At 40.1% G+C, this 24,932-nt stretch carries 24 protein-coding genes and 1 pseudogene; 18 read left to right on the top strand and 7 right to left on the bottom strand.

Annotated features, from left to right (window positions below; all coding sequences use genetic code 11):
* Positions 1–362: 362 nt before the first annotated feature.
* Genes JOC94_RS02260 through JOC94_RS02250 form a run of 3 tightly spaced genes read right to left on the bottom strand, consistent with a single transcriptional unit; the run spans position 363 to position 2,808 of the window.
* Positions 363–1,190, bottom strand: coding sequence for a DUF4097 family beta strand repeat-containing protein (locus tag JOC94_RS02260; protein ID WP_205178351.1), 828 nt, complete (start codon positions 1,188–1,190; stop codon positions 363–365).
* Positions 1,191–1,895: an ABC transporter permease gene (locus JOC94_RS02255; RefSeq protein WP_205178349.1), complete on the bottom strand. Its 705-nt coding sequence runs from the start codon at positions 1,893–1,895 to the stop codon at positions 1,191–1,193.
* Positions 1,888–2,808, bottom strand: a complete 921-nt coding sequence (locus JOC94_RS02250; protein ID WP_205178347.1) for an ABC transporter ATP-binding protein — start codon at positions 2,806–2,808, stop codon at positions 1,888–1,890. The genes JOC94_RS02255 and JOC94_RS02250 overlap by 8 nt, the downstream gene beginning before the upstream one ends.
* Positions 2,809–2,960: 152 nt before the next feature.
* Here JOC94_RS02250 and JOC94_RS02245 point away from each other — a divergent pair, with 152 nt between their 5' ends.
* Both JOC94_RS02245 and JOC94_RS02240 read left to right on the top strand, forming a co-directional pair.
* A complete protein-coding gene (locus tag JOC94_RS02245) occupies positions 2,961–3,683 on the top strand; it encodes a response regulator transcription factor (protein WP_205178345.1) in 723 nt (240 codons plus the stop codon).
* A complete protein-coding gene (locus JOC94_RS02240) occupies positions 3,680–4,768 on the top strand; it encodes a sensor histidine kinase (RefSeq protein WP_205178343.1) in 1,089 nt (362 codons plus the stop codon). Before JOC94_RS02245 ends, JOC94_RS02240 begins: the two co-directional genes overlap by 4 nt.
* A 400-nt stretch (positions 4,769–5,168) precedes the next feature.
* Here JOC94_RS02240 and JOC94_RS02235 read toward each other — a convergent pair whose 3' ends face one another.
* The 3 genes and pseudogenes from JOC94_RS02235 to JOC94_RS02225 all read right to left on the bottom strand — a co-directional run bounded on the left by JOC94_RS02235 (position 5,169) and on the right by JOC94_RS02225 (position 7,352).
* Entirely contained in the window at positions 5,169–5,885 is a 717-nt protein-coding gene (locus JOC94_RS02235) for an alanyl-tRNA editing protein (RefSeq protein ID WP_205178340.1), read from the bottom strand.
* Positions 5,886–5,946: 61 nt separating this feature from the next.
* A pseudogene (locus JOC94_RS02230) lies at positions 5,947–6,510 on the bottom strand (LysE family transporter).
* A gap of 23 nt (positions 6,511–6,533) precedes the next feature.
* Positions 6,534–7,352 carry a TrmB family transcriptional regulator gene (locus tag JOC94_RS02225; protein WP_205178338.1) on the bottom strand — a complete coding sequence of 273 codons (819 nt, stop codon included), beginning with the start codon at positions 7,350–7,352 and terminating at the stop codon, positions 6,534–6,536.
* Positions 7,353–7,576: 224 nt separating this feature from the next.
* On the opposite strand from JOC94_RS02225, the gene JOC94_RS02220 reads away from it, so the two are divergent.
* The 7 genes from JOC94_RS02220 to JOC94_RS02190 all read left to right on the top strand — a co-directional run bounded on the left by JOC94_RS02220 (position 7,577) and on the right by JOC94_RS02190 (position 14,735).
* Positions 7,577–8,272 (top strand): response regulator transcription factor, encoded by a 696-nt coding sequence (locus tag JOC94_RS02220; protein ID WP_205178336.1) that lies wholly within the window; start codon positions 7,577–7,579, stop codon positions 8,270–8,272.
* 1 nt (position 8,273) lies between these two features.
* Positions 8,274–9,209, top strand: a complete 936-nt coding sequence (locus JOC94_RS02215) for a sensor histidine kinase (RefSeq protein WP_205178334.1) — start codon at positions 8,274–8,276, stop codon at positions 9,207–9,209.
* 106 nt (positions 9,210–9,315) lie between these two features.
* Positions 9,316–10,239 (top strand): ABC transporter ATP-binding protein, encoded by a 924-nt coding sequence (locus tag JOC94_RS02210; RefSeq protein WP_328799759.1) that lies wholly within the window; start codon positions 9,316–9,318, stop codon positions 10,237–10,239.
* A 32-nt stretch (positions 10,240–10,271) separates the two neighbouring features.
* The gene (locus tag JOC94_RS02205) at positions 10,272–10,964 is read left to right on the top strand and encodes an ABC transporter permease (RefSeq protein ID WP_205178330.1); all 693 of its coding nucleotides are present in this window, start codon (positions 10,272–10,274) and stop codon (positions 10,962–10,964) included.
* A gap of 513 nt (positions 10,965–11,477) precedes the next feature.
* Positions 11,478–11,780 carry an MFS transporter gene (locus JOC94_RS22770; protein ID WP_328799758.1) on the top strand — a complete coding sequence of 101 codons (303 nt, stop codon included), beginning with the start codon at positions 11,478–11,480 and terminating at the stop codon, positions 11,778–11,780.
* A gap of 33 nt (positions 11,781–11,813) precedes the next feature.
* Entirely contained in the window at positions 11,814–13,265 is a 1,452-nt protein-coding gene (locus JOC94_RS02195) for an MDR family MFS transporter (protein ID WP_408021897.1), read from the top strand.
* Positions 13,266–13,601: 336 nt separating this feature from the next.
* On the top strand, positions 13,602–14,735 hold the full coding sequence (locus tag JOC94_RS02190; protein ID WP_205178326.1) for a C45 family autoproteolytic acyltransferase/hydolase: 1,134 nt from the start codon (positions 13,602–13,604) through the stop codon (positions 14,733–14,735).
* Between the two features lie 174 nt (positions 14,736–14,909).
* Here the strand turns inward: JOC94_RS02190 and JOC94_RS02185 are convergent, their stop codons facing one another.
* Positions 14,910–17,030: a sigma 54-interacting transcriptional regulator gene (locus JOC94_RS02185; protein WP_205178323.1), complete on the bottom strand. Its 2,121-nt coding sequence runs from the start codon at positions 17,028–17,030 to the stop codon at positions 14,910–14,912.
* Between the two features lie 585 nt (positions 17,031–17,615).
* Between JOC94_RS02185 and JOC94_RS02180 the strand changes: the two genes are divergently transcribed.
* From JOC94_RS02180 to JOC94_RS02140, 9 genes are all read left to right on the top strand, one after another.
* Positions 17,616–17,864: a hypothetical protein gene (locus JOC94_RS02180; RefSeq protein WP_205178315.1), complete on the top strand. Its 249-nt coding sequence runs from the start codon at positions 17,616–17,618 to the stop codon at positions 17,862–17,864.
* Positions 17,819–18,604, top strand: a complete 786-nt coding sequence (locus JOC94_RS02175) for an enoyl-CoA hydratase/isomerase family protein (RefSeq protein ID WP_205178313.1) — start codon at positions 17,819–17,821, stop codon at positions 18,602–18,604. The genes JOC94_RS02180 and JOC94_RS02175 overlap by 46 nt, the downstream gene beginning before the upstream one ends.
* A 15-nt stretch (positions 18,605–18,619) precedes the next feature.
* Positions 18,620–18,829, top strand: a complete 210-nt coding sequence (locus tag JOC94_RS02170) for a biotin/lipoyl-binding carrier protein (protein ID WP_205178311.1) — start codon at positions 18,620–18,622, stop codon at positions 18,827–18,829.
* 25 nt (positions 18,830–18,854) lie between these two features.
* Entirely contained in the window at positions 18,855–20,219 is a 1,365-nt protein-coding gene (locus JOC94_RS02165; RefSeq protein WP_205178309.1) for an acyclic terpene utilization AtuA family protein, read from the top strand.
* 6 nt (positions 20,220–20,225) lie between these two features.
* The gene (locus JOC94_RS02160) at positions 20,226–20,561 is read left to right on the top strand and encodes an AtuA-related protein (protein WP_205178307.1); all 336 of its coding nucleotides are present in this window, start codon (positions 20,226–20,228) and stop codon (positions 20,559–20,561) included.
* A 25-nt stretch (positions 20,562–20,586) separates the two neighbouring features.
* A complete protein-coding gene (locus tag JOC94_RS02155) occupies positions 20,587–21,744 on the top strand; it encodes an acyl-CoA dehydrogenase family protein (protein WP_205178304.1) in 1,158 nt (385 codons plus the stop codon).
* 14 nt (positions 21,745–21,758) lie between these two features.
* Positions 21,759–22,904: an acyl-CoA dehydrogenase family protein gene (locus JOC94_RS02150; RefSeq protein WP_205178295.1), complete on the top strand. Its 1,146-nt coding sequence runs from the start codon at positions 21,759–21,761 to the stop codon at positions 22,902–22,904.
* Between the two features lie 101 nt (positions 22,905–23,005).
* Positions 23,006–23,437, top strand: coding sequence for a MaoC/PaaZ C-terminal domain-containing protein (locus tag JOC94_RS02145; RefSeq protein ID WP_205178293.1), 432 nt, complete (start codon positions 23,006–23,008; stop codon positions 23,435–23,437).
* Between the two features lie 150 nt (positions 23,438–23,587).
* On the top strand, positions 23,588–24,931 hold the full coding sequence (locus JOC94_RS02140) for an acetyl-CoA carboxylase biotin carboxylase subunit (RefSeq protein ID WP_328799757.1): 1,344 nt from the start codon (positions 23,588–23,590) through the stop codon (positions 24,929–24,931).
* Position 24,932 lies beyond the last annotated feature (1 nt).

Raw genomic sequence — 24,932 nt, 5'->3', positions numbered from 1 at the left:
AAGCCTGAAAAATGAAAACACCGCATGAAATCATATTTAAAAGCTTGACTTCATGCGGTTTTATTTTCACGACTTGACTAATATCAACTCTTGCGACTTTTATGGATTATCATCTGCTTTTTTCGCTTTACTCTCGAATTCAGGGAAATACTCTCCACTTTTGGATTACTCTCGACTTTTATGAATTACTTTCCGCTTTTTCGCTTAACTCTCGGCTTTTGTGAATTACTCTCCACTTTTAGATCTACTCGCCGATTTCGGGTTTTCTAGTTTTACTCTCGACTTTTGGGCTTAGTGAAGGTAAAATCTCTATTGGCTATATGGTTTAAACAAGTAACGATTATGATAGATTACTTAAAGTTCTATTTAATCATAATCCCGCCATCTTTCGTTTTGGCTGAAAGGATATTTGATCCATCGCCGATCATATGTGTTTTTTTATCATATTTTGGTAATGTCACTTCGATATCTTCACCTTCTGTTATGAATTGAAGTGATGTTGGCGATTTTAGATAGTCGATACTAATATCTCCAGAAACACTTTTTATATTGAGATTTGGCTGTTCTGTTGCCTCTTTCAATTCGATATACCCATCCGCCGTTTGTATCGTATGCGCTGTTCCGGTGCTTTTTTTTATGGCGATATCACCTGCATTTGTTTTAATATTCAAGTTTTCCAGAGCGCTTTTAGCGATTGTCACATTCCCATCATTCGTATGAAGTTCAGCATTTGAAGTGGAAAGGTTTTTTAAATAAGCCATCCCTGAAGATGTTTCAACTTGTACTGTATCCAAGGCTACATCTTCCATGGTGACATCTCCATACGCACTTTTCAGTGTCAGTGATTTACTTTGGGATTTGGGGAGTTGCACGATGATGGTTGGCGTTGGACGAAAACGGATATTTTCTTGCCATTTTTTTTTGCGTTGCTGCTCCTTTATGACGAATCTATTGTTTTCTTTATTGACTGTCAGCCTATGCTTTTTTAATGTATGTCCTTGCATTTGAACGTGTATTTGATCATCAGGCGAGTCGGAAATAGCGATATTTAACTCATCGAGTGTCACTTCGATATGTGGCATTGCTTTATATTCACCTATTGCGATGGTCTCAGCCGGTTCTTTCATAAAAAGAATTATGGCTACGGTGATGACGCTAAGCAATAGCACAAATAGGATTTTTCGGATCATTTATGCCACATCCTTTACATCAATGTTGCGGAATGATAAATAAGCAATGCCAATTCCACACAACGCTAATATGATTGGAATGATGACGACATTCGCTAAGCTGAATGAGGCACCGCCATTTGAAACCGTTGAGTTCATCAAAAAAGCGATGATGACAGCAGATGTAATCGTAGTGGCGGTCGATTTTTTCCGCATACCGAAAAATAACGGAATTAATGAGATAGCGCCCATCATGAACGCGTTCGTCACTGTATTTGGCAATGTCGCCCATAAACCTTGTGGTGTGACCGTGCCTTCAAATAACCCGAGTGATGGCTGTAAAAAGTATGTGATGATTTGCATGAGCCAAATGCCAACAAATAAACATCCTGTCGTAAATAAGTAAGCGAGCATTAATTTGGCAAATAAAATTTTTTGACGCTTTATAGGATAGGTAAACAATACTTGCATCGTTTTCGTACGAAACTCGGAAATGATCAAGCGAGATAAAATAACACTGCCCAAAATGATAAATGTAATATTCGAAAAAATCTGTATGAGTGACATAAATTCTTGAAATGAACCCATAGCCCCGTCAACATCATTTTTTGAAGCTAATGAAATAAAAGCCACAAAGCCATAAATGCCAATCACACAAGAGAAAAAGTTTGTAAAATATCGTGCCATACGATGTTTGCGCCATTCTAATTTAATTAAATCAAGCATGCTGTTTCCCTCCATTAATACGATTGACAAAGTATTCTTCCAACGATTTTTGCACCGTTTCAACCTCTTCTACATCAATACCGTGCATGATTAAATGCTTTGTTAATGTGGATGGTTTTTCATTTATTTGTTGAATATGCAAGGTTCTAGCATTCACGACTCGCACCTTAGCGTTGAATGTTTCCTCCAATAATCGTTTCGCTTTGTTCGTGTCACTTACAACCATTTCTATCGTTGATTGTTGTTGATCACGCAGGGAATGCATCGAAATTTCCTCCATTAATTCACCTTGATGTAATACGCCAATCGTATCTGCAATGGATTCGATCTCTGAAACGATATGGCTTGAAATTAAAATGGTCATGCCATATTGCTGATTTAATGTGACAAGCAGCTCTCTTACTTCTTTAATGCCGATGGGATCCAGCCCGTTAATGGGCTCATCTAAAATCAGCATTTTCGGTTTGGTAACAATGGCGCGCCCAATTGCCAGACGTTGACGCATACCGAGAGAAAATTTCTTTACTTTTTTCTTTTCAATTTGCTGCAAGCCTACAATGTCTAACACTTTTTTTATATGGCTTTGGTCTTTATAACCCATATAAGCACAATGCATTTGCAAGTTTTCTTGTGCGGTTAGTTCCTCATAAAAAATCGGATATTCAATAAGGCTGCCGATGTTTTTTAGATATTCATAAGATGTTGGTATAATAGGTTGATTTTGAATGAAAATTTTCCCGGATGTTGGTTTCACTAAATTTAAGAGCATTTTCATCAACGTCGTTTTTCCAGCCCCATTTGGACCGAGAAAGCCATAAATTTCTCCTTCTTTAATATTCATACTTACTTGATTAATGACAGATTCAAGCTTAAACTGTTTTGTCAATTGCTGTGTTTCAATTATGTTTTTCATACATAAGCCTCCCGTTTCATTGCTTAAGACAATCGTAAAAGATGAAAGTAAAAAGAAAGTAAATAAGCAGGAAAATGTAAGTAATTTTTACTGAAAAGGATAGGTATGGATGAAAAAACTTGTTAGGATAGAAAGAGAAGAGAGGGAAACGCATGAAAGATGATGCAAACATTTTAATAGTGGATGATGAAGCGGGCATTTTAAAAATGCTTGACATCACATTGCAAAAAGAGCATTTTACACATATTACAACAGCGTCAACGAAAGCAGAGGCGCTGCAAGCGATAACGGGTCAAAACTTCGATGTTATTTTGTTGGATGTCATGTTGCCAGACGGGGATGGCTTTGCATTATGTTCAGCTATTCGTCAGCAAACAACAGCACCGATTCTATTTATTAGCGCGCGTTCCAGTGATTTTGATAAATTAACCGGACTCAGTGTGGGCGGCGATGATTATATTACAAAGCCTTTTAATCCACTGGAAGTTGTGGCAAGAATACGGGCGATTTTACGCCGTCAGCGTGTATACGAAAAAAAAGCAGATCAACCTGAAATGAAAAGCTATATATATGACACATTCACATTTTCACCAGATAAGGCTGTATTAACTGTGCATGGGAAAATCGTTCAAGCTACTGCCAAAGAGCTGAAATTACTGCATTTCTTTTGTGAAAATCCAAACCGCGTGTTTACGACTTCACAAATTTATGAGCGTGTATGGGGAGAAGATGTGTTTGGGGAAGAAAAAACCGTCACGATTCATATCGCAAAGCTGCGTAAAAAGTTGGGTGATCATACGAGGAAGCCAAGTATTATCGTGAATTTGCGAGGGATTGGCTATAAATTTATTCCGCCAACAGGTGATGATTCATGAAAATCCAACAACGCTTTATTCAGCATTTATTATTGGGCTTTGTCTTTTGGCTATTTTTCCTGGCGTTTATTGTTCCACTTGCGATGGAAGGAATTTTGCCGAAGCTGGGGTTTGGCGATGAACGTTATGAATGGTTTGTAGCGGTTGTTATTGGCTTTGTTACAGTCGTATGGCTCATATGGTTCGGCTGGTATTTTGGCAGCCCCTTATTACTCGTGATGAAATGGATTGGCCAACTTGAGAATGAAGACTTTTCACCCCTTAAAGAGCGGCATAAAGTGTATAAGCGCAAAGGGAAATTTAAAATGCGCTTTCGCGTATATCAAGAAGTGATCACTCAACTTGATCATATGCGGGCACAATTGCAAAAAGCAAAGGTCGAGCGCGCACAAGTGGAGGAAGCGAAACGCGACTGGATTGCGGGCATTTCACATGATTTGAAAACACCTTTAACCTATATTAAAGGCTATTCCACATTATTATTAAATCCTGATTATGAGTGGTCAAAAGAGGAACAGCGAAATTTCATTCAAGAAATTGATGATAAGGGGACGCATATGGAGCAACTAGTGCAAGACTTGAATTTAGCGCTGCGCTTTGATGGCTCACAGTCTGTACCCATTCGTACAACAACACAAAATATAGTATCGTTTGTTCAACATGTGATAGCCGATACGAGCAATGATTTGCGCGCACAAAAGCACCAATTTGAATTGCAAACGGAAATACAGGATGCAGCTATGACATTTGATCCGCATTTATTAAAGCGGGCACTCCATAATATTTATTTGAATGCAGTCATCCATAATGAACAACCTGTCATGATTTCAACAACGATTGAAAGACAACAAAATGTGGTAATGATACGTATCCAAGATAACGGGGTAGGGATGACAGAGGAAACACAACAAAATCTATTTAATCGTTATTATCGTGGCACGACGACCGAACATAATTCTGAAGGAACAGGCTTAGGCATGGCGATTGTGAAAAGTTTGATTGAAGCGCATGAAGGCACGATTTTAGTTGAGAGTGCCCTACAGCAAGGTACAACATTCACTATAACATTACCGGTTGTAAAATAGTGCAGAAAGCGAAGCTTACATATAAGTGTAACAGGCTGACATGCGTTATGGGCAAGCAAAATAACAAAGGAATAGGGAAAGGTGACACACCATTTAAAGTCGAGGGTGAGTGCATGCAGGCAGGATTTTAAAAATGCGCATATTTTCCAAAGTGACAGCGAACATTAAGGCCCTTTTTAACTATATCTATACCCGCAAGTAAGAGTGGGTATGGCTTTCCTTTTTGATTCAATTGGCTACATCTAGATCAGTTTCCTATTCAGAAACAGGCCATATTACTTTGCAGCACAAGCCCTTTCCAGCAGCTTCGCCATGAGTGGAAAGGGGCGCGTATCCTAACCATAGGGCCAGTGTTTTGGAGGCACAACGGTTGCCTTACTGAACTCATTGACACGCCAGCTTAGTCAATGAGTTTCACTTTTATTCTTTTTTTCTTAGGGCCTTTATTTTGAATTTTTATGATAGAAAAATCCCCAATATCTTTTGTGTTTTTCACATGCGTTCCTCCGCAGGCTTGTTCGTCGATATTGTCAATTTGAACAATTCTAATTTTATGAAGTTGCTGTGGCAAAAGGTTGATGACCGTTTTAATAGCTCCTTCCTTTTTCTCCTCCTCTTTTCTGCTAATGATTGTAGTATGAACATCGTGCGGTTGTGCTAATACGTTTTTAAGCGATTGATCGAGTTGTTCAAACGGAACGGTTTCGATTACATCGGCTGGAAAAGCCAACTCTATTCTGGCATACTCTTTTTCAATGTGGCTGCTCGTAGCCAATGCTTTGTAATGTTGGTAAATATATCCGGCAATCACATGTAATAATGTATGATATCGCATATTTCGAAACCGCCAAGGCCAATCAATCTTCATGATTACTGGACTACTTCTACTTTGTAATGGGCGATCAAGCTCGTGAACAATTTCTCCATTTTCTTTTCTAATGTTTACGACTTTGTAAGCTTGTCCCTCCTGTTGCATCAACCCTTTATCGCATGGCTGGCCGCCTCCTCCCGGGTAAAAAATGGTTTGATTGAATGAGACAAACCGTCCATCCATTGAAACGATGTTGGCTTGACATTCTTTCAGAAAGCTATTTTCTACATATAGTTCTACTGCCAAATGACAACCTCCTCTGCAATATATGAAACTGTCGTGTAGCCAATGATCACTCCAAAAATCATTAACATGGCATGGCACCTAGTCCGCGGTCAAACCAATGCATATGTTTTTGATAAAATGTTCGAAAATAACGATTGGAAATCAGTGTTGCCAGCAAAATAAACCACAGACTCACAGCAAAAATGATTTCTCCGCCATAAATCCATCTCAACCACCCCGAAGTATTTGCATCTATAAATTGTGAAAAAATACTTAGAAAAAACAAGGCAGATTTGGGATTTAAGACGTTGCATAAAAATCCTTGCCAAAAACTTTTCCTTCATGTAGTTGGTGCCGCAGATTGGTAAGAGACAACAGGAGAAGCTTCAGGTTTTGCCCGCGATCGAATACCTTGAAAACCTAACCACAGTAAATATCCTGCGCCAAGAAGTTTAACGAATTGAAAGAGCATCGGCCATTTTTCCAATAAAATCGTAAACCCTAAAATGGTATAAGTAATGTGGACAATAAGTGTACAAGAAATTCCCAATGCCGTGAAGATCCCGTTTTTTCTCCCCAACATTAAACTGTTTTTCACTACGACAACAAAGTCCGGACCAGGAGATAACCCGGCTAAAATCCCCACCAAAAAAACTTCCGCATACACTATTATTCACCTTGCTTTTTCTCGTTCTGAACAATGTAATTGCATAAGTCATCCTTACGCCAAAGTGCATCAAGCTGTTCATGGCCAAATTTGTTGCCCACTATTTTCATCATCATATCGTGGCGTATATATTCTTTTGCTAAAAGAATGAGCATCGTATCTTTCGTTTGAATGGCTTGTGGAATCTGGCCATCTATAAAACCTGCAATTAATACTTCTTCATGATCTCTAATCACAATAGATAATCTTTGCCCCATTCGCTGTTTTTCAATCGTAGAGGTATGTTTGTGATGATAAAAAGATTTGCCGAAAGAGTCCGTTTCTTGATCTGTAAAGAGCACTGAATACATTTCTTTTCCGTTTTTACATTGTGTTTCTGCAGTCGTTTGTAAATCCCCCAGTTCATCTTCCCATAAAGAAAGCCAAATCTCTTCATATGCACCGTTCATTAGTTTTTTCATAGCATTTAAAATATATTTTCGACCTTCTAAATGTTGGATGACTTCGACCTTTACCGGTTTTTCAATAGTGCTCAGTTCTCTTTCTAAAAAATCAAAGGTTTCTTCCGCTTGTTTTTTTCGATTCATCACGAGTTCTTTTACAGGTATTGGAACATAAGTCGGTGGATCGGTTCGTAATTCCAAGATCGCTTCCTTTGCTACTAATTTTTCAACTACCGCATAAACCATTGATCGGGGAACACCGCTTTTTTTACTAATTTCATATCCAGTCAATGGGGACTTTGCGAGCAGTGCCATATAAGCCTTTGCTTCATTCTTTGAAAAACCAATCTCTTCAAATTTGTCTATAACATGTTCCAAGGTACCCCTCCTATATAGTAGTAATATCTATTATGACTATAATGAAGGTGTATCATGTTGTCAATGGCAGACAGATGTCGGACAACTAATTCACAAAGCAACATGCTAAAACATGGGGAAATAATGGTACCTGTAATCATGGTGGTTTCGTAAAGTTTGCGAAATCATTGTTATTTTTGTAGTAAAATTAATGTAGATCATTTGTGGAATGAGGGCATGTAACGATGCAGGAAAATATTTTGCTTATTGAAGATGACGAGTCGATTCGTGAAATGGTTACAACGTATTTAACGAAAGAGGGCTTCCGTATGCTGCATGCATCTGATGGAGAAGAAGCGATGAAGTTGTTTTATACACACTCTTTTGACTTGATTCTCTTGGATTTAATGTTGCCGAAAATGAATGGAATGGACTGTTTAAAAGAAATAAGGGAACAGAGTCTCGTTCCTGTTCTGATCCTATCCGCCAAAGATAGTGATGTCGATAAAGCGCTGGGATTGGGCTTTGGCGCAGATGATTATATCGCTAAGCCCTTTTCGATGATCGAACTGCTGGCCCGGGTAAAAGCCGCACTCAGAAGGGCCGGTTATTCCAGTAAAAAAGAGAATGTTCATCAACCGATTATTCACGTTCATGAGCTTGAGCTTGATATGGACAATTTCCTTGTCAGCAAACATGGGGTATCTATTCAATTAACATCAAAAGAATGGGAAATATTAAAGCTATTTGTTTTGCATCCAACAAAAGTATTTACGAAAGAGCAAATATACCGGTCTGTTTGGAATGAAGAATATTATGGGGATGCAAACATTATTAATGTGCATATAAGCCGGTTGAGGGAAAAAATAGAAGACAATCCATCCAATCCAAAGTATATCAAGACCCTTTGGGGCATTGGATACAGGCTTGGGGAGTTTTAACATGAACGTTGTGTTGCTGGCCATTATATGTGTATTGGTTGCTTTTATCATTGTACAACAGCAACAAAAGAAAACGAGGAATAAACACCTAATGTATATGGCCAAAAAAATCAACAGTATATTAAGCCAGGATTCCAAAGAGCAACTTTTATTGCTGACAGACGATCAAGAATTGAGAGCGTTATTGATAGAAATCAATCTTTTATTAGATAAGCAACAACGTGAAAGGGCCATGTTTGAAAAATCAAGACACTCCATGAAGAGAATGTTGGCAAACATTTCACATGACTTAAAAACGCCATTAACGGTTGTGTTGGGCTATATCGAAACGCTGAAAAATGATCAAAACATCGCTCTAAAAGAAAGGGAAAGGCGATTGCGCCATGTCGAGAAAAAAACGCTGGAAATCATTCAATTCATGAATGCTTTTTTTGACCTGGCCAAATTAGAATCCGGCGATAAACAAATCCAATTAACAAAAATCAATATGATTGAAGTGTGTAAACAAAATATACTTTCATTCTATGATTTTGTAGAAGCAAATGGCCTTGAAGTGGATCTCCAACTCCCTGAGGAGCCCGTATATGTATTGGGCAATAAGGAGGCCCTGGATCGGATTTTGCACAATTTATTGTCCAATGCCATTCGCTATGGCGGGGACGGGAATGTGGTTGGCTTAGCTTTGTTCTATGACGATAAACAGGTATATGTCGAAGTGTGGGACAAAGGAAAGGGGATAGCGGAGCAAGAGCAGGATCAAGTATTTGAAAGAATGTTTACATTGGAAGAGTCAAGAAACAAAGCATTTCAAGGAAGCGGTTTGGGATTGACCATTACAAAAAGGCTTGTGGAAAAAATGAACGGAAAAATACACTTGCATAGTATACCGAATGAAAAGACAACCTTTACAATCACATTCAAGCGATTTACCTATTGACAACTTAAGAAATTCTTAAGGTTTCAGAAAGAAAAAAGAAACAGCCGGTTGTTAAGATAGAAAGCAGCAACCAAACTACTGAATGGAGTCAGGAAGGATGAACTGTGTGTATATCGTTAAGACCCGCAACTTGACGAAATGTTTTCAAGGACAAGAAGTTGTCTCAAATGTCAGCATGAATATTAAGAAAGGAGAAATTTACGGATTTCTCGGACCAAATGGCGCCGGAAAAACAACTATCATGAAAATGCTGACAAACTTGGTTAAGCCGACATCCGGAGAGATTGAAATATTTGGTCAAGTGCTAACATCTTCGTCATATGACGTGTTGGGAAGAATGGGCAGCATGATTGAATATCCCATTTTTTACGAAAAATTGACAGCTAGGGAAAATTTGGAGCTTCATTGTGAATACATGGGTTACCATCATCATCATGCCATTGAAGAAGCGTTGGACATGGTGAATTTAAAACATGTCGACAACAAATCCATCTCGCAATTTTCACTCGGCATGAAGCAGCGGCTGGGCATCGCCAGAGCCATTATCACCAGGCCGGAATTGTTGATTCTTGATGAACCGATTAATGGGCTCGATCCCATCGGGATCAAAGAGATCAGACATTTATTTCTTGTACTATGCAAAGAGTACGGGATCACGTTGTTAGTTTCCAGTCACATATTGGCTGAAATCGAGCAAATGGCCGATACGATCGGAGTGATAAGCAAGGGAAGATTGATTACCGAAGTGTCTATGGAGAAATTAAAAGGGGAAAACACGGAATATATTGAGTTGGTGACAACCAATCCGACACAAGCATGTGTTGTCCTTGAAGATAAGCTGCAGATTACCAATTTTAAAATTATCCAACAAAGAATGATTCGTATTTATGAGCAAGGTATATCCCAAACAGACATCTCTAAGACAATGATTCTAAATGGGATCGAAATTGAATCCATCAATAAACAAGTAACTTCGTTGGAAGAATATTTTTTGGCATTAATCAACAAAGAAGAAAGCACATCCGGGTAAATTGATTACACATTGTACGAGGTGATTGTTCATTGTTTACATTAATGAAATTGGAATTAAAGAAATTCAAATTAGGATGGTATGTGAAGGGAGTCATTATTGCGAACATCCTTATTGCAGCATTGCTCGTTTGCATCGGTTATGTAGAAAAACTGGAAGGAAACGTCGGGATTTCAAGCTATGATGAAGCTTTCTTAATTGCGGGTACGTTGGTAAGGGCTACGTTTATTATCTTTGCCGCAGTATTAATTACAAAGTTCATTATTGAAGAATTTAAAAATAAAACAACCAATGTCCTTTTTACATATCCCGTTCCCAGGAAGAAGTTTATAGTAGTCAAATTATGGATCATTGGTTTATTAACTTTTATCACGATTTTCATTTCCAATGTGTTTGTGCTTGTTTCCATTATCGTCTTTGATTCATATTTTGAGTTTATCCCGGGAACCTTTTCTACAGCTGCTTTAGGCCAACAACTGTTGAGTATGGTCACGTTCGCGTTTGCTGCAGCGGGAACCAGTTTAATCCCGCTATATTTCGGAATGCGCAAATATTCGGTTCCGGCAACCATAATATCGTCTATTTTAATCGTTTCTCTTATCAGTTCGCATAACCCAGTTTTCTCTACAGCTTCCATTGTTTATATTCCGCTCTTCCTTGCGGTGATCGGCATTGTCATCGCCTTTTGGTCAATCAGAAATATCGAAAAGGTCGATATGATTTAATGCGCGGATCTCATGTACTGGCTGTTGCGGGTGTTTACTCAAGAGAGAGCTGTTGAATCTGCACGAGTTTGTTTTTTTAACAATATAAGTGGACCTGCCACTTTTTATCCGGCATGTAAGGTGCCGTAAGACTCCCACTTCAAGACCTGAGTCGATACCAAATGGTCTAAGTGTGAGAAAACGGCACCTAAATGCCCGATTGGTTCAACTAATGGAAGAAAACTTCTACTGAATGAAGTTTCACTTTATCCGGCATGTAAGGTGCCGTATACACCACTTCAAAATCTTGAGTGGATACAAAAGTCCAAGTGGTAGAAAACGGCACCTAAATGCCCGATTGGTTCAACTAATGGAAGAAAACTTCTACTGAATGAAGTTTCACTTTATTGAATAAAGGAGCTTTGTTTGTATGAAAGACAATCAGCAAATGAAAAAATGCGGGTTTCTGTCTGACGATCCGAATGTAAAAGTAATACCGATTATGATTTCCTTGAACGTGGGGGCTTTTTTGTAGTGTTAAACGAAACGCTCTTCAATATTGCCTTTACTACAACGTTGATGCAAGAATTTCACATTTCATTACGGACATTTCCATGGATGGTTACAGGTTTTATGTTGGTGATGGGGATTGTCATTCCTGTCTCTGTCTTATTATTGCAATGGTGGTTCACAACTAGACAATTATTATTAGGGATGATACTCATTTTTACGGTTGGTACAGTCATCAGTGCTGCAGCGTACACTTTTCCGATTTTATTAGTTGGACGTTTAATCCAGGCTGCCGGAACAGGATGGGTTATGCCTATTTTTTACTGAATAAAGGAGATTTGTATGAAAGACAATCAACAAATGAAAAAGTACGAGTTTCTGGCTGACGATCCGAATGTAAAAGTAATGCCGATCATGATCTCTTTGATCGTGGGTGCTTTTTTTGCGCTGTTAAACGAAACGTTATTAAATATTGCCCTTACGACGTTGATGGAAGAATTTCACATTTCGTTGCCAACAGTCCAATGGATGGTTACAGGTTTCATGTTGGTGATGGGGATCGTTATTCCGGTCTCTGCCTTATTATTGCAATGGTTCACAACTAGACAATTATTTTTGGGGACGATGATCGTTTTTACGGTTGGCACAGTCATCAGTGCTGCTGCGCCCACTTTTCCGATTTTATTAGTTGGACGCTTAATCCAGGCTGCTGGAACAGGATTGCTTATGCCCATTATCTTTAATGTGTTTTTATTGGTTTTTCCGCCGGAAAGACGAGGAAAGGTGATGGGGGTTATCGGTCTTGTCATGATGTTTGCTCCTGCTATTGGACCAACTTTGTCGGGTGTCATTGTAGAATACTTGGGATGGCGCTTTTTATTTATCATTGTGATTCCATTCGCTTTATTCTCGATCGCATTTGCTTATAAATATCTCATGAATGTGTCGGAAGTGACGAAACCGAAGATTGATATCCCGTCCATTGCGTTCTCAACCATTGGATTTGGCGCCATTATTTATGGGTTTAGCGCGATGGGAGAAAGTGAGGGCGGATTTTTCAGCGCAACTGTCTATATTCCAATCATTGCCGGAGTTGTAGGTATCGCTTTATTTTCCATCAGACAGCTAAAACTGGATGAACCGGTAATGAATTTAAGGGTTTTTAAATACCCGATGTATACACACGCGGTTTTGATGTTCTTAATTATTATGATGGCCATGTTTGCTTCCGAAATCATTTTACCGATTTATATGCAAGGACCGCTGGCTTTAACGGCAGCCACCGCAGGACTCGTTTTACTGCCTGGGAGTATATTGAATGGGGCAATGGCGCCGTTCATGGGTCATTTATTTGATAAATTTGGCCCGCGCGTGTTGATGATCCCTGCCACGATTGTGTTGAGCGGAACGATGTTGATGATGAGCAGATTACATACGGATACGCCTCTATGGGTAGTCATCGTTGGGTATATTCTATTGATGCTATCGGTTTCGGCCATCATGATGCCTGCGGAGACAAATGGCTTAAATCAGCTGCCAAAACATTTGTATCCGCATGGGACTGCCGTGATGACAACATTGCAGCCGGTGGCCGGGGCTATCGGCGTCTCGGTGTTTATTAGCATCATGAACACAAGACAGCTTCACTTTTTGCAACATGCAAATAATCCCCAGGATTCCGCCACTATTCACCAGGCGATGGTGGCTGGGGTTGAACTCGTATACTTCATTGCTTTTATGATGTCGGTAGCAGCGGTGATCTTGGCGTTTATTGTGTATCGTGCCGTATCGGAAAAAGATGTTGCTGAATGATCGATATAATTGTGTGAAACAACTCAGTATCTCGTCATCACGTGATTGCGTTTTTCTAATAGAGTTGGATCGATCATGATGGTACAGAAGCAAAAAGAATGTTGTAAGAGGGTGGGTGCTGGGAAACACTCTGACAGAGATCGGAGTGTTTTTCTTATTCGCGGATGAAAGGGTAGGTCACCATTATAGACTGTTACATTTCAGCTTTTTTATTTTTATGCTATATGTGCCTGTTTTTATTTTTCGCAATAGACCTAATTTTTTTATTATGCTAGGATGACGTTATCTCGTATAGAGATTTTGAAAAACAATATGATAAAGGAAGGATGCAAGGATATGCTGAATAATGAAAAAAAAGACCCTATGATATTTGACATTCATGTGGCTGAGGGAAGCCATTATGAGGTAGGAAAACAGCGGGCCATTACTTTAAAAGAGAATTATCCGGAAGATATCTCTTATTTTATTAGTCCCATGGAAGGACGGGACTATATATCTCCGGCAATTGCCCATAAGAGAATGATGTTAATAGATAAAATATGTCCCGGTTTTGTGGATGAAATCCAAGGGTTTGCTGATGTAGTAGGGATAGAATCCGAAAAAATAATTGGTTACGCGAATTCATATCACGACTCTCCTCATTGCTGCCAATTTGCGGTGCTCCCTTCAAACACGAGCGATGGACATTTTTATGTGGGAAGGAGCTATGAATATTTCGTAAGGGATGAAAGAAGCTTATGCATTACCCGGGTAACTGGAAAGCCAAAGCATATTGGTTTTTCGCTGCAAAATGCGGGCAGAATGGACGGCATGAATGAATATGGACTCGTTGTTTCCATGTCCAGTACCGCCTACTTGAAACCTCTCGCTGGAAACGGCTGCGAGTTTTGGGTTGCCATTCGTGCCATTTTAGACCGCTGTAAAGATGTTTATGAAGCGAAATGTTTGCTTGAAGAAATCCCGTTGTGTACGAATGCGAACTTTTTAGTAGCAGATGCTTCGCATCATGCATCTGTTTTTGAGGTGGCAAGTTTTTCAACCGACAAGAAAAGAATTTCCGAACGGAAACCTTTTGGTGATGTATTAGTCGCCACCAATCACTATACAAGCCCAGAAATGAAAGAATTTGATGAATATCATTTTTGGCATTCCGAAATGCGTTATTCTTCCGTGTGGAATTCATTATTGCGAGAAGCCCCTTATTTGAATGATGAAAAGATAAGGAAGCTGCTTTCTACATGCTATCCAGATGGTCCCTGTTGCCATTTTTATTCCAGTGGAATGGGTACACTTAGAAGCATGGTATTTGATATAACTGAAAAAAACCTGAAGGTTAGCTTTGGTCCGCCAGACAAAAATCCTTGGTATGAAGTTGATTTTGACGCGCCAATCGGTCTTGAAGAGATTGTATGCGAATATGATGATGTGAAAATAGAGAATCCAGAGCAATTTTGGAGAGAAATTTATTAATCGTTTGCGGAAGCGGGCTACTGGATAGAGGGACTGGAGTGAACTGCGTGGGAAAGAAAACGGGGCGGCCCATGATGGGTTCCCCGTTTTTGTTTGGGATAAGTGTTTGTCTTGAACCAAAGCCACCAAGTAACAGGTGGAAAAATCATCATGTTCATCAAAAAGAAAAAGCCGCTAATGGAAATCGTTTAACTCTTTAATATGATATTTTTTCATCTTGTAATAGAGAGCAGAGCGGCTAATATGTAATAGTTTGGCGGCCTCTGTTCGATTTCCGTTTGCTGTAGTAAGGGCTTGAATAATCAGTTTTTTCTCCGTATCATCCATTATTTTTTTAGCATTGGACAAGTTGTTTTTATGATGATTGCTTTCCGCTTTAATTGTTTTTCTTTCTTTTGGGAGATCTAGAAGTATATTCTCGGGAAGAATCCATTGTTTATTGCAAAAGTGAAAAGCACGCTCTAAAATATTTTCTAACTCTCTTATGTTCCCTGGCCAATGATAGTCTTTTAACATGAGCAATGCTTCGGGTGTGACCCCGCGAATTTTTTTATTCATTTTCTGATTGAATTTTTGGATAAAATAGTCACAAAGATAGGGAATGTCTTCTTTCCTTTCTCTCAATGGCGGAAGGTGTAGATGAATGACATTAATTCGATAATATAAATCTGCCCTAAATGTTCCCGCTTGTACCATACTAAGTAAATCTCTATTAGTCGCGGAAATGATTCTTGCATCTGTATAAATGGTGTTTGTGCCGCCGATCCGTTCGAATTTTTTATCTTGAAGAACACGTAACAGCTTTACTTGTAAAGAAATCGGCATATCTCCAATTTCATCCAGAAACAGCGTCCCTTCATTGGCAAGATCGAATTTTCCTGCCTTGCCGTCTTTTTTTGCCCCCGTAAAGGCTCCTTCTTCATAACCGAAAAGTTCAGATTCCAGTAAGTCAACGGGAATGGCGGCGCAATTAATTTTGACAAATTGTCCCGTTCTGCCGGAAGCATTGTGAATACCTTGGGCAAATAATTCTTTTCCTGTCCCGCTTTCACCTGTCATTAATATATTAGAAAATCCTTTGGCAGCAACATGAGCATTACTTTTTAAGCTTTGAATGAGTGGACTGGATGAAATGATGTGATTAAAATGTGCTTCTTGTTCGGAGACTTCCTTTAATTTGCTCCGATAGTAAGATATTTCTGTTTCCAGCCGATCCATGTGATGAAATAAATCTTTCCATAATTCTAGTTGTCTAAAGATGATTTTAATGATGATTCCAATATTTTCATTATTTCGATATATCGGTGTTTGCGTTACTACAGATTTATAGCCGTTGATATGTATATATTCACCTTCTATTTGTTTTCTTTGTTTAATACTTTTTTCGCTTGGTATTTCAGGAGCGATGGTTTCTATCGGTTTTCCGATTAGTTCATTCTCATGATGGTAATCCAGTAATTCTAAAAACCCTTGATTCACTTTCATGATCTTTCCGTTTGGGTCTGTGATGACTATGCCGTCGTAGGCGGCTTCCAAAGCACTGTCGAGCATTTTTTCAATTCTTTTTGTTGTTTCCAATTCACTGGCGATTTTTTCATATTTTGAAACATTTTCTAAAACGATCATGACTCCGTTTATTTGTCCCCACGCTTTAATGGGGATAAAAGAACTGATATATGTGGTGTTGTTGATCACGGTGTTTTCAAAGTCGATTAATTGATCTGTTTGAATGACATCTACAATATGTTGCGTTAGCTCCGGAAGAAAATGCCCAATATGTGTACCAATACTATTTTCGTTCGATGATCCAATGATTTTTTTCGCTGAATGATTAAGGGTTGTAATCGTGAGGTTTAGATCGACCGAAATGATCATCGTTTGCAGGTTGTTCATTAAATTATTTAACTTCTTTGATAAATGTTGTGTTTCCGCCACGAGTCCTTGAAATATATTAGATCTGGAAATAATCCCGACAACATGGTTGCGATCATCAACAACGACGGCATGGGCGACTTTCAGATTCACTAGCTTCTCTCTTGAACGATAAATGTTATCGTTTTGATTTAATGTGATGGGATTGTAAATGATGGCCTCTTTAACGGGGTGATGAATGTCGTTTGTCGTTAAGAGCAAACGATATAATGAATATTTGGTCACAATCCCGATTAGGCGGCGCTTTTCTACGACACAAGCAATATCCTGATGCTTTTTTAAAAATAAACTTAACACATCTTTTATCTTGTGGTGTTTGGATAAAGAAATGAAGTTTGTAGAAAGGATTTTTTTCACTTTCATTATGACACCTTCTTCCCCATTCATGTCTCATTTATCCCGCATGTAAGGTGCCGTAAGACTCCCACTTCAAAATCTGAGTTGATACAAAAGGTCCAAGTGGTAGAAAACGGCACCTAAATGCCCGATTGGTTCAACTAACATTCAGTAGGAGCCCTACTGAATGAAGTTTCACTTTATCCCGCATGTAAGGTGCGTAAGACTCCCACTTCAAGACCTGAGTTGATACCAAAAGGTCTAAGTGGTAGAAAACGGCACCTAAATGCCCGATTGGTTCAACTAACATTCAGTAGGAGCCCTACTGAATGAAGTTTCACTTTATCCCGCATGTAAGGTGCGTAAGACTCCCACTTCAAGACCTGAGTTGATACCAAAAGGTCCAAGTGGTAGAAAACGGCACCTAAATGCCCGATTGGTTCAACTAACATTCAGTAGGAGCCCTACTGAATGAAGTTTCACTTTAGCCCGCATGTAAGGTGCCGTAAGACTCCCACTTCAAAATCTGAGTTGATACAAAAGGTCCAAGTGGTAGAAAACGGCACTTAAATGCCCGATTGGTTCAACTAACATTCAGTAGGAGGCTACTGAATGAAGTTTCACTTTATAATCAAATATACAATAAACGACACAATTGTACAAATATTAAAACAAATGAGCGGAACGTTTTTGAACAGGGAGACGCTATCTTCTAAGCTTTGTTCCATGTTAACTATTTGGCATGTAAATTGCATTATATATTTGCAACTAGCTCATTCGCAACAACACTTTATGCAAAGTGAGGGGAGAAGAGGATGGCATATGAAACCGTTTTATATGAACAAAGTGATCATGTTGTAAAAATACAATTAAACCTCCCGAAATTAAGGAATCCATTGACAGAACAGCTGGCGGGAGATTTGGTGAACGCTATTCGAAGAGCTGATCGGGACAAAACAGTTCGGGCCATTGTTGTTACTGGCAGTGGAAAAGCATTCTCGGCAGGTGGTAACTTGAAAGAGTTTAAAGAGAACTTTGTGAAGCCGGTGCCACAATTATATGATGAGGGAATAAAAAGTAATGAATTATTTCGGTTAGGGGCCGAGGTTTCAACTCCCATTATTACGGCTGTAAATGGCCCCGCTTTGGGTGGCGGGACGGGTTTGGCAGCAATGAGCCATATCGCCATTGCTTCAGATCAGGCCACACTTGGTTTAACTGAATTGCGATTAGGATTAGTTCCTTTTGTGATATTACCGTGGGTTCGGCGTGCTGTTGGGGAAAGAAAAGTAATGGAAATGATGCTCACAGCGAAAGTGTTATCTGCAAAGGAAGCCGAGGAAGTAAATCTTGTTCATAAAGTCGTTCCGCACGCTCAATTAGAGGAAGAGACTTGGAAAGTAGCAGAAACGATCTGTTCGTATAGCCCCCTTGCAGTAAGATTGGCATTGGATGCATTTTATACAACAGAACAAATAGATTTGGCTAAGTCGTTTGATTTATTATCGACACTTCGCTTGGTATCATTTCGCAGTGAAGATTTAAAAGAAGGCGCTTCAGCCTTTTTAGAAAAACGGAAACCGGAATGGAAAGGTAAATAGTGAGGAGGAAAATAAATGAAGGCATATGCACCAATGGGTGGTACCGTATGGAAGATTCAAGTTGGCGAAGGAGATCTGGTGAATAAAGGTGATGCTTTGATTATTTTGGAGTCCATGAAAATGGAAATTCCAGTGGAAGCGCCGCTGGACGGAAAAGTATCGAAAATAAATGTACAGGAAGGAGATTTTGTTCAGGAAAATGATGTAGTCGTAGAAATGGAATAACGAGTACTTGAAAGGATGACCTTACTTGAAATCAATCAGAGTAGGTGCTGCCCAAGGATTTTATGGAGATTCAGTAGATGGCGCCATAGCCAACGCAAAGTATGGAAATGTCGATTATTTGGCTTTTGATGCTTTAGCTGAATTAACGATGGCCATTCTTGCCAAAGATAAAGACAAAAATCCGGATATGGGGTATACACGTGATTTATACCTATTTATGAAAGCGCTTTTACCTTATGTAAAAAAGAAAAGGTTTAAAATACTGACGAATGCAGGCGGATTAAATCCAAAAGGGGCACAAGCAATCGTATTGCAGATGGCAAAGGAACTGGGCATAACGGATTTGAAAGTCGCGGTGGTCACCGGTGATAACATTTTATCCGATATTGATCCATTAAAGGAAAAAGGGGTCTTTTTTCAAGATGTGGAGACAAAGCGGCCTTTAGCGAAAAATATTCAAGAAAGATTGCTGTTTGCCAATGCTTACCTTGGAGCGCAACCGTTAGTGGAGGCGTTAAGGCAAGGGGCTGATATTGTAATTAGTGGCCGGACAACGGATACTGCGCAGTTTTTAGCTCCGTTGATATATGAATTTGGCTGGCTGGAAGATGAATGGGACCGGTTGGCAAGCGGCGTTTTTATGGGACATTTGTTAGAATGCTCCGCTCAGTCGACGGGAGGAAATTTTATCGGCGGTTGGCAAGAGGTCGAAGGGTATGAAACGATTGGCTACCCCATTGCCGAAGTCAATGAGATCGGGGAATTCGTCATCAGTAAGGTGGAAGAGTGTGGCGGGATCGTGAACAAGAAAACGATCAAAGAACAAATGCTATATGAAATCCACGATCCGGCGGCATATGTGACACCGGATGTTGTGATGGATGTGACAAATGTCCAGTTAGAGGAAATCGCGCCCCATAAAGTGAAGGTAACAGGTGTAAAAGGGAAAGAAAAACCGGCAGATTTAAAAGTCGTGATGGGATATGCAGACGGCTTTTTGGGGCAAGTGCTTATTGGCTATTGTTGGCCCGACGCATTTGAAAAGGCAAAGTTGGCTGAGCAAATTATTTACCGGCAGATGGAAAGAAAAAAGCTTGAATTTGATGAAATCCGAGCGGATTATGTCGGCTATAACTCTTTGCATGGACCTCTGTCTCATGAGCCGGAAGGAGAGCTGAATGAAATATACTTGCGCATGGCTGTAAAATCCGAAAGCAAGCAAAAGGCGGATTCTTTCTTTCGCTTATTTCCGCCGCTGGGATTAAACGGCCCGCCATCCATGTCATATATCGGGAATATACCGACGAGACAGCAAATTGGTATGTGGTCATCTCTTATACCGAGAACGTTGGTTGAAGAGAGGGTAACAGTTGAAGTAAAGGAGGTGTGATATTTAGTGGCTAAGGTCAAGTTAAAAGAAATTGCCCATGCTCGTTCAGGAGATAAAGGAAATACGGTGAATATCGCGGTATTTGCCAATCACAAAGATTACTATCCCCTTCTTGTTGAACAAATGACTGTTGCTAGAATGACAGCTTTTTTTAAAGGCCTTGTGTTGGGGGAGATCAATCGGTATGAACTTCCAAATATTGAAGCGTTAAATTTCGTTTGTTATGAAGCGTTGGATGGTGGAGGTTCTTCTTCGATGCGGATTGATCATTTAGGAAAATGCTTTGGATCGAATATTTTACGTTTTGAAATAGAAGTTCCTGATTCATTTAACGTGAAGTGAGGGGGAAAAGCAAGGTGATGAATCGATGAATTATGCGCCCTATTTTACAGAGGAACATCGTTTATTGAGAAAAACAATTCGGCAATTTTTAGAGAAAGAGGTGACGCCATTTTTAGGCGAATGGGAGGAAAAAGGTGAATTTCCAAGAGAGATTCTACAAAGGATGGGCGAGCTTGGTTTTTTAGGCCTCCGCTATCCGAAAGAGGCCGGCGGGCAAGGATGGGATTATTTCGCGGGAGTTATTTTGGCGGAAGAGTTAAGTCGCACGGGCTTTGGCGGTTTTCCAATGGCGATCGGTGTCCAAACCGATATGGCGACCCCACCAATACTAGAGTTTGGTAATGAGGAGCAAAAGGAGCGTTTTTTAAAACCGGCTCTTCAAGGTGAAAAGCTGGCGGCCATTGGTATTTCGGAACCTAATCATGGCTCTGATGTCGCATCGATTCAGACGAGAGCGGTGAAAGACGGGAATGATTGGGTCATTAATGGAGCAAAAATGTTTATTACAAATGGGCCGCGAGCTGATTTCATTACTCTTGTCGTTCGCACGTCTGATGCGCCAGGGTATAAAGGGCTGAGCATGATTCTTGTTGAGATGGATAGGCCGGGAATTACGGTGAGTAAAAAACTAGATAAGGTCGGGATGAGGTCAAGTGATACAGCCGAAATTGTGTTTGAAAATGTCCGAGTTCCTTTGGACAATTTACTTGGAAAAGAAGGGAACGGATTTGCTCAAATTATGTGGGAGTTGCAAGGTGAAAGAATGATCTCCGCCGCCGGCTCGATCGGGATATCCGAATATGCGTATGAATATGCTTATCGTTATGCAAAAGAGCGAAAACAATTTGGACAGCCAATCGCCAATTTCCAAGTGATCAGCCATTTGCTTGTCGACATGAAAACAGAAATCGAAGTGTGTAAAGAAATGACGTATGCACTTGCTTACCGCTTTTCAAAAGGTGAAATTCCGAGTAAAGAAATTTCAATGGTTAAAATGGCGGCTGCGCAAACAGCTCATTGGGTGGCGGATCGCGCTTTGCAAATATTAGGCGGAAACGGTTATATGATGGAATATCCGATTCAGCGAGTTTGGCGGGACACCCGGCTGCATCGAATAGGCGCCGGAACAGACGAGGTTATGAAAGAAATTATCGCAAAACAACTGGGATTAGAAGAATATTGAAGGGGTGTGCTAGGGTGAAGCATTGGATGTTTCAAGAAGAACATGAGATCTTCCGCAAGGCGGTGCGCCGCTTTGTCGACAAGGAAATATCTCCACATATCGAGCGCTGGGAACAAGAGGGCCAAGTTCCGAGAAGCCTGTTTAAAAGGTGTGGGGAGCTTGGATATTTAGGAATTAAATACCCGGAAGAATACGGTGGAATGGGTTCGGATTTCATTATGGAAACCGTCTTTGTGGAGGAGTTAATGAATTGTGGTTCGGGAGGAGTAAGCGCCTCGATCGGCGGCCATGTCGGAATTGCCTCTACACCCATTTGGCGGTTTGGCAATGAGGAACAAAAGAGAAAGTACTTAATTCCGTCTGTAAAAGGAGAGATGGTGGCGGCATTGGGCATTACAGAGCCATATGCAGGAAGCGATGTCGCGTCTATACAATCAACTGCCAAAAAGCAAGAAGAGTACTATATTTTAAATGGAACAAAGACATTTATTACAAATGGGGCAAATGCCGATTATGTTGTCGTCGCGGCCAAAACGCGGGAGCGTCCCGTTCACGAAAATATAAGCCTGTTCATCGTTGAAACCGACTGGGAAGGCTTTTCAATTGGAAAGAAGCTGCAAAAGTTAGGATGGCGGGGCTCGGACACTGCGGAGCTGTTCTTTGAAAACGTGAAAATACCAAAAGAAAATTTACTCGGAAAAGAAAATGAAGGCTTTAAATATTTAATGGAAAACTTTCAGTGGGAGCGCCTTACTCTTGCTTTATCGAGCATTGCTTTAGCGGAAAAGGCGCTAGAAGAGGCGATGAAGTATAGCAAAGAACGCATTCAATTTGGGAAGCCGATCCGCCAGTTCCAAGTGTTGCGCCACAAAATGGTTGACATGGCTGTCGATATCGAAAAGGCAAGATATATCACATACCGTGCCATTTACAACTATAACAAAGGTGAAAATGTCATAACCGAAGCAACGATGGCAAAAGCTTATGCGGGCGAAATGGTTAGTAGAGTATGTGATGAAGCAGTGCAAATCCACGGCGGAAACGGCTATATGATGGAATTTCCTGTACAGCGTTACTGGCGGGATGCAAGAATTCAAACGATCGGCGGCGGTACGACGGAAATCATGAAGGAGATTTTAGTGAAGCAACTTGATATATAGATATAAGGAAGATGGCGTTAACTTTGAGAAACGCAACTGGGAAAGTATTAAAGATTGTTCTGCGTAAAAAAGCCATCGAGCATGATGAGGAGGCATAACAATTGTTCGCAAAATATTTTGAAGAGTATCAAATCGGTGAGTCATGGCAGTCAAAAGGGAGGACCATTACCGAAGCGGATATTGTAAATTTTGCTTCTCTAAGCGGAGATTGGTATCCGCTCCATACGGACGCTGAATATGCACGGCAAACACCTTTTCAACAACGAATTGCCCACGGTTTGCTCGTTCTTTCTGTTGGATCGGGATTACTGCATTTTGAACCTGGTATTGTAGTTGCTTTTTACAGTATGGATGAGGTGCGTTTTTATCATCCAACTTTTATTGGTGATACGATTCACGTAAACCTGGAAGTGACGGAATTAACAGGGCATAAGAATGAAACAGGTTTGGTGACGGTCCGTCAACAGTTGGTCAAGCAAACGGAAGAGGAAGTCGCCACATCAAAAGTGAAAATACTCGTAAATAAAAAATGAATGAACAAGATGTAGTACTTGAACGTTGTAAGTTTCTATAGCTTGCTGAAGATGTAAGCAGTCGGGTTTCTAAAAAGACAAAGTTGTTCAAGCTGAAAAAAACAGATTGATGTAGGGATATTTATACCGCGAATAAAGAGGGAGATACAAATGATGTTGCAGAAAGTTTTAGTGGCTAATCGTGGTGAGATTGCGTCCAGGATTATTCGCACGTTGAAGAGATTGAATATTCAATCCGTAGCTGTTTATTCCGAAGCTGATAAAGATGCCCCGTTTGTTCAGATGGCTGATGAAGCCTATTATATTGGGGAACCACAGGTGCAAAAAAGTTATTTGAATGTGGAGGCAATCATGGAAGCAGCTCGAAAAGCAAATATTGATGCGATTCATCCGGGATATGGCTTTTTATCTGAAAGCAGTGATTTTGCCATGGAGTGTGAAACTAATGGGATCACTTTTATCGGTCCCCAGGCGGGGATCATTCAAAAAATGGGCGATAAATTAGAAGCGCGTAATTTAATGAAACAGGCTGGTGTTCCAGTCGTTCCCGGCTCTCAAAAGAGTTTACAACATATTGGAGATGCGAAACAACTGGCCAAAGAAATTGGTTATCCAATTATGCTGAAAGCAAGTGCGGGAGGCGGGGGAATTGGCATGTCGGTCATTCATTGTGAAGCTGAATTAGAGAAACATTTTAATCCTAGCCAAAAAAGAGCCGAAATGTATTTTGGCAATGGAGCGTTGTTCATTGAGAAATGGATTGAACATCCCCGCCATATTGAAGTACAAATTGCATGTGATCAAAAAGGAAATGCCCTTCATTTATATGAAAGAGAATGTTCCATTCAAAGACGGCATCAAAAGGTGGTTGAAGAATCGCCCACCCCCGCTTTGTCAAAAGAAGTAAAGGAGAATCTATTAAGGACAGCTCTTAAGGGCGCCAAGGAAATCGGTTATCAGAATATAGGAACGATGGAATTCATTTTTGATGAACATATGAACTTCTATTTTCTGGAAATGAATACGAGGCTTCAAGTGGAGCACCCAATAACAGAAGAAACGACTGGGGTTGATTTAGTTGAAATGCAAATAAACATTGCGGCAGGATACGAATTGGATGTTGAACAAACAGATATTAAACAACATGGACACGCCATCGAATGCCGGTTATACGCAGAGGATCCCGTGCGCTTTTTCCCATCTCCCGGCATGTTGACAACATTAAAATTACCTGAGCATGGAGCCCGTTTTGATTTTGGTGTGGCAGAAGGAAATGTCATAACGCCATTTTACGATCCAATGATTGGAAAAATCATTACCCATGGCGGTACGCGGGCTGAAGCCATTGCAAAAATGAAAGAGGTTTTAGCAAAAATTGAGATTACAGGGGTAAAAACGAATTTGCCCATTTTAATAGACACAATGAATGATAGCCGTTTTACGGAAGGAATGTATACAACGAGCTTTTTAAATAAAGAAAATATGTACAGATGAA

The organism is Siminovitchia thermophila, from assembly GCF_016909185.1.
GTDB lineage: Bacteria > Bacillota > Bacilli > Bacillales > Bacillaceae_C > Siminovitchia > Siminovitchia thermophila.
This window is presented reverse-complemented; position numbering and strand designations above follow the sequence as displayed.